The organism is Polaromonas sp. P1_E3 (assembly GCF_056405935.1).
The window spans coordinates 1-1,661 of sequence record NZ_JBFUBD010000515.1 but is presented as its reverse complement, the minus strand read 5'-3'; the positions used below and the strand labels follow the sequence as shown (position 1 = coordinate 1,661).

The 1,661-nt window shown below is 63.0% G+C and carries 2 protein-coding genes; both read right to left on the bottom strand.

Annotation, left to right across the window (positions count from 1 at the left end; translation table 11 throughout):
• Positions 1-1,110 (bottom strand): ABC transporter permease subunit (locus AC1D0Z_RS21170; protein ID WP_477660125.1); only part of this gene is annotated, 1,110 nt, incomplete at its 3' end.
• Positions 1,111-1,144: 34 nt separating this feature from the next.
• The coding region (locus AC1D0Z_RS21165; protein ID WP_477660124.1) for a branched-chain amino acid ABC transporter permease at positions 1,145-1,661 on the bottom strand (517 nt) is incomplete at its 5' end.

Sequence of the window (1,661 nt, the reverse complement as noted above, 5' to 3'; positions counted from 1 at the left end):
GATTGACTGGATAGGGTCCGGGCCGACGGGCTTGTTCAGCGACTTGCCGTGCTCGGAAGCAGGCCACAGGCCGCGCGGACGCATCAGCATGACGCTGATCATGGCCAGTGCAATCAGCAGCTGGCGCAGGATGGCGGAGTCGAGCCGGCCATCGGTCATGGCCTGCAGCGGGCCGGCCACATGGCGCAGCACTTCGGGCAGCGCGGCCAGCAGCAAGGCACCCAGGATGACGCCAGGCAAATGGCCGATACCGCCCAGCACCACCATGGCCACAATCATCACCGACTCCATCAGGCTGAAGGACTCGGGAGACACAAAACCCTGGAAGGCGGCAAACATGGAGCCCGACACACCGCCGAAGGTGGCGCCCATGCCGAAGGCCAGCAACTTCAGGTTGCGGGTGTTGATGCCCATGGCCTTGGCTGCGATTTCGTCTTCGCGGATAGCCATCCAGGCGCGGCCGATGCGGGAATTTTCCAGGCGGTGGCAAACCACGACCGAGACGATCACGAGCACCAGGAAAAGGTAGTAGTACATCGACACCGAGTTGACCTCGAAGCCGAAAAACTCGTGCGGCTTGCCCAGGTCAAAACCGAAGAACTTCATCGAGTCGATCTGGCTGATGCCCTTGGGGCCGTTGGTCAGATTGATGGGGCGGTCCAGGTTGTTCAGGAACACGCGGATGATTTCACCGAAACCCAGTGTGACGATGGCGAGGTAGTCGCCGCGCAGCTTGAGGGTTGGCGCTCCCAGCAGCACGCCGAAAAAGCCCGCCAGCGCCGCGGCCATCGGGATGATGGCCCAGATCGGCAGGTGCAGCCCGTTCGGGAATTGCGCCGCGATCCAGGGGAACGCATCGGCCAGATGGGGCGAGCCGAGCAGCGCGAACAGGTAGGCACCCACCGCGAAGAAGGCGACATAACCCAGGTCGAGCAGGCCGGCATAGCCGACCACAATGTTCAGGCCCAGCGCCAGCAACACATACAGCAGCGCCATGTCAACAATGCGCACCCAGGCGTTGCCGCCCTGCTGCAGGATCAAGGGCAGCACCAGCAGCGCCGCCGCGACGACCAGGAAGGTAATGAGTTTTTTCGATTTGTCGGAAGTCATGAGGGTTCTCCTTGTGTACCGGATGGACGCGGCGTCACGCCCGGTCCGCTACACGCTCACCCAGCAGGCCGGAAGGCCGCAGCGTGAGCACAAAAATCAGCACGATGAACGCAAAGATGTCGGAATACTGGCTGCCCAGCACCCCGCCCGTCAACGGGCCGATGTACCCGGCGCCGATGGATTCAATGAGGCCCAGCAATATGCCGCCCAGCACCGCACCGCCGAGGTTGCCAATGCCGCCGAAGACAGCCGCGGTGAAGGCTTTGAGTCCGGGCAAAAAGCCCATGGTGTGCTGCACCGTGCCGTAATTGGAGGCATACATCACGCCGGCCAGCGCGGCGAGGATGGCACCGATGATGAAGGTGGCCGAGATGACGGTGTCGGGTCGCACACCCATCAGCGCTGCAACGCGGGGGTTCTCGGCGGTAGCCCGCATGGCACGGCCGAGCTTGGTGTAATGAACCAGCCACATCAGCACGGAAAGGGAGACAACGGTGGCGCCCAGGATGAAAAGCTGGGTCACGGTGATGACGGCGCCGCCGACCTGGAAA